This window comes from Robiginitalea sp. (assembly GCF_049588695.1).
Taxonomy (GTDB): domain Bacteria; phylum Bacteroidota; class Bacteroidia; order Flavobacteriales; family Flavobacteriaceae; genus Robiginitalea.
In genome coordinates, this window is sequence record NZ_JBAVZJ010000125.1 from 1 (window position 1) to 3,709 (window position 3,709).

5 protein-coding genes are annotated in these 3,709 nt (G+C 47.7%); 2 read left to right on the plus strand and 3 right to left on the minus strand.

All coding sequences use genetic code 11. The annotated features are described in order from the left end of the window. The 3 genes from WBV75_RS02820 to WBV75_RS02830 form a co-directional block, all read right to left on the minus strand. On the minus strand, positions 1-789 hold a 789-nt coding region (locus WBV75_RS02820), incomplete at its 3' end, for a TIGR00366 family protein (protein WP_424119141.1). Positions 790-847: 58 nt separating this feature from the next. Beyond that, positions 848-1,225, minus strand: coding sequence for a DUF3127 domain-containing protein (locus WBV75_RS02825; RefSeq protein ID WP_424119142.1), 378 nt, complete (start codon positions 1,223-1,225; stop codon positions 848-850). 81 nt (positions 1,226-1,306) lie between these two features. After that, a complete protein-coding gene (locus WBV75_RS02830; RefSeq protein WP_424119145.1) occupies positions 1,307-2,197 on the minus strand; it encodes a flavin reductase family protein in 891 nt (296 codons plus the stop codon). Between the two features lie 106 nt (positions 2,198-2,303). Here WBV75_RS02830 and WBV75_RS02835 point away from each other — a divergent pair, with 106 nt between their 5' ends. Together WBV75_RS02835 and WBV75_RS02840 are read left to right on the plus strand one after the other, a co-directional pair. Next, a complete protein-coding gene (locus WBV75_RS02835) occupies positions 2,304-3,452 on the plus strand; it encodes a sensor histidine kinase (protein ID WP_424119143.1) in 1,149 nt (382 codons plus the stop codon). Between the two features lies 1 nt (position 3,453). Beyond that, a partial coding sequence (locus tag WBV75_RS02840) for a hypothetical protein (RefSeq protein ID WP_424119144.1) occupies positions 3,454-3,709 on the plus strand: 256 nt, incomplete at its 3' end.

Consider the following 3,709-nt stretch of genomic DNA (forward strand, 5'->3'; position numbering starts at 1 on the left):
GGATAAAACAGGGGAGTGATCGAGCCGTTCTGCTCCTGAAGCAGGCGACTTTTCCCTTGCCGAAAAGGCGTAGGATGGCAGCGAAATAAGGGTGGGATCCGTCTTTTGCCCCAAATAATAGACCAGGGTACTAATCGCTGCAAATACCAGTGCAAACACTAACAGATTTGGCAGGCTAAAAATCGTATCTGTAGTGGGAATCGTCTCGGGATACAAATTTAAAGCAGCACCCTTCGAACCCACATTCATAAGGCCGGCGAGATGTCCGGGTTCAGAAACCTTTATAGGTGCCGATCCACTGATGCCGCCATGCCAGATCATCAAACCGACATAACCGCAGGCCCCAATCAGGGGGTAATTTAATGGGATTTGTTGCCTCTGTGCATATTCGCCTACTTTTCGCGCCAAAATAGCGCCAAATATCAGCCCGAGCCCCCAGTTAAAAAATGAAACCAACATGGTAGTCGAGGCAACCAGGAGGGCTGCTGAGGCTCCATCCCGCGTGAGGGAGGTAAGCCGAAGGATCAGGCGTTCCATCGGCCTGCTGAGTACCAGTACATGCCCCAAAACCAGAATCAGCATCATCTGGTATGCAAACACCAGGAGTTCCCGATTCCAGAGGCCCCTTTCCCATGACCTGAGGAGCTGCTTCCCGGCTTGCTCTCCCTCCGGGTATTCTCCAAAAACCAGGGCGAGGCCCATGGTAACCAAAGTCAGGAGCAATGCAATAACAAAAGGAGAAGGTAGAAATCTCCTGAATATTATCTCAACAGTACGGGTAAGGGACATAGGCTAAAAATAGTTTGCCGGTGCGAGTTTTGCCAAATATATCCCGAACAAATACAGTTTAAAATGGGAGGTCGTCGTAGTCCTCTTCCTTGAGGTTTTCCGCAGGCTCAAAGGCTTCCATAGGCGGGACTGGGGGCATATTTCCTCCATTTTCACCGGCTTGAACCAACTCAATCCGCCATCCCTGAATGGAATTGAAGTATTTGGTCTCACCCTGCGGATTGACCCATTCCCGGCCCCGTAAATTGATACTTATATTGACCTGCTGTCCTACCTGAAAATTATTCAACAGATCGGTCTTGTCCTGAACGAATTCAATCATCAGGTGCTGTGGGTATTGTTCATCTGTGGTCAATACGAGCTCTCTTTTGCGAAAGCCGTTTGAACCGTATGTTTTTGTCTCGTCAATAAGTTTGATTGTTCCTTGTACTTCCATAATTTCTAACTGCGTTTCTTTGTTTAAAATTTTAAAATCATTCCTGTTCGGGGCCTCCTTTTGGAAGCGATTATAAACAGTTCAGGCCCCAGGGGCCAATAGTATTTTCCAGGCGGCCTCTACATCGTTTTGCTGTAGAAAAGCTTTAGCCCGGGTGTGAATCTGCCGCTCATCGGTGACATTGAGCAGGTTTTGAAGCTCCGGATTCAGCTCGAGAAATTCGGCGATCTCCGCCCGGGAGGGCAGGCGCTCAAAATTCCCCAACATCCCGAGGTCATTCCCGCTCAGCACAGGACTCCTGAGGATGGCTTCCGGGATAAGGTCTACACCAATACCCTTAGTAGTCAATGGTTTGGGAACCTCAAAAAGCCCCTCTATGGCCCTGGAGTACCAATTTCCCCCCATCCGGGCCACCAAATCCAGCTTTACAGGATCGAGGGTGTCGGTTTCTGTCAGCACATCCTTGCTGATGTGTATCCGGACTACTTTTGAAAAAATAAGATTCCCGGCACCACCTGATTCCCCCAATGGTTCAATTTTGGTCACCTCACATTCAAATTGCACGGGGGACTCCCCCACGCGGCAGGGTGAAACGATTTCTGAGGGCAACATGGTGAATCCGGCCTTTACAAATTCATTTACCCCTCTATCGTACTCCGTGCTGGCAAGGGACATCTGTTGTACCATAGCATGAGAAACAACGTTGATGACTACTTCCCGCGTTTCCATTGCATTTTCAAGGGTATGCTTCACTGTGTTATCACGGACCCTGCGAGCAGGGGAAAAAATCAGTATGGGCGGATTGGCACTAAAGACATTGAAGAAACTAAAGGGAGCGAGATTTGGTTTCCCATCCCTATCGACGGTACTCGCAAAAGCAATAGGCCTCGGACCGACTGCTCCGAGTAAATACCCGTGCAAATCCCGGGTTTCCAATTTTTCAGGCAAGAGGGTCAGGTAGGAATCACTCATGGTAACAAAGGTATTGAAATCTGCCAGAAAGCAGAAGGTCAAAATCGTACTTCTCACAACAATTCCCTTCAATTTCAGTTATCTTTAATGACTACAAGAAAGGGGCATGAAAATAAATCCTCCAGGGAAGTTTTCGAATACGTTTTTGCTGATCTCTGCCTTTGTTATCGTCAGCCTGATACTTTGGAATACGAATAGTTTTTTCAAAAAATTCAAAGAAGAAGAGCGGCATAAAATGGAGATATGGGCCACGGCCCAATCCGAACTTCTGCGATCCTCGGAGAATCTGGAACTGGGTACGCTTCATTTGAAAGTGTTGCAACGAAATACCACCACCCCCATGATCCTCGTGAATGCGGACGGTTCTGTCAAGATCAATAATATGCCCAAGGTCTCCGCTGAAGACAGCACCCGTATACAAGATAAGATCAGGGACTTTCAGGCCGAAAACAAGCCTATTCAAATCGACTATCAGAACGAACACCTGGCGACCCTCTACTACGGCAACTCCGAAGTGCTCAATAAACTAAAATACTATCCCATTGCCCTTTTGCTCATCATTTTTCTTTTCGGGACTGTCATTTTCTTTTTCTTTAAAACCAACAAAGTTTCCGAACAGAATAAATTATGGGCAGGGATGGCCAAAGAGACGGCGCATCAGATTGGAACGCCGCTGACTTCCCTGCTGGGATGGAATGAGCTCTTGAAAAGCGAAGCTGTAAATCCCCGGATTACCACGGAAATCGAAAAGGATATCGGCCGGCTGCAAACCATAACCGAAAGGTTTTCCCAAATCGGGTCCCTACCTAAATTAGAACCCCGGGACATTGTGGCGGAAACCAAAACGGCCTTTGAATATTTACAGACTCGAAGTTCCCGGCTCATTACATTCACTTTTCGCACCAAAGTGGACTCGGCAATGGTTTCCCTGAATGAATCCCTCTACCACTGGACAATAGAAAACCTCGTCAAGAACGGAATCGATGCCATGAAGGGAAAAGGGGAGATCTCCATTGAGATCCTCCAGGGTAACCAGTCTGTCAATATCCTGGTATGCGACACCGGACACGGTATCCCCAGGAAGCAATTTCAGGAAATCTTCAATCCGGGTTTTACGACTAAAAAACGCGGATGGGGCCTGGGACTGTCGCTGGTGAAACGCATTGTTGAAGAATACCATCAAGGAAAAATCAAAGTCCTCTCTTCCGGGAAGGAAGGAACCGTGATGCAACTCAGTTTTAAAACCCTCAGTTGATATGGCGACGAACGAAAGACATATTCTGAGTCAGAACCCTGTGACCAATAATTGTCCGGAATGTTTTAATCAGGACTTAACCCTCACTTTCTACCAAAAGCATTTGATCGGTCGATTCTTCGACCGAATCACCCCTGAGGTAACCCATGAACTCAAATGCAACACCTGCGGCTCCGTCCTCTATCCGATCCGTTGGACCCCCGATATCGAACGCAGCGTAGAATATTATCAGAAAGCCCTGAAGCCTGAAAAGGCAA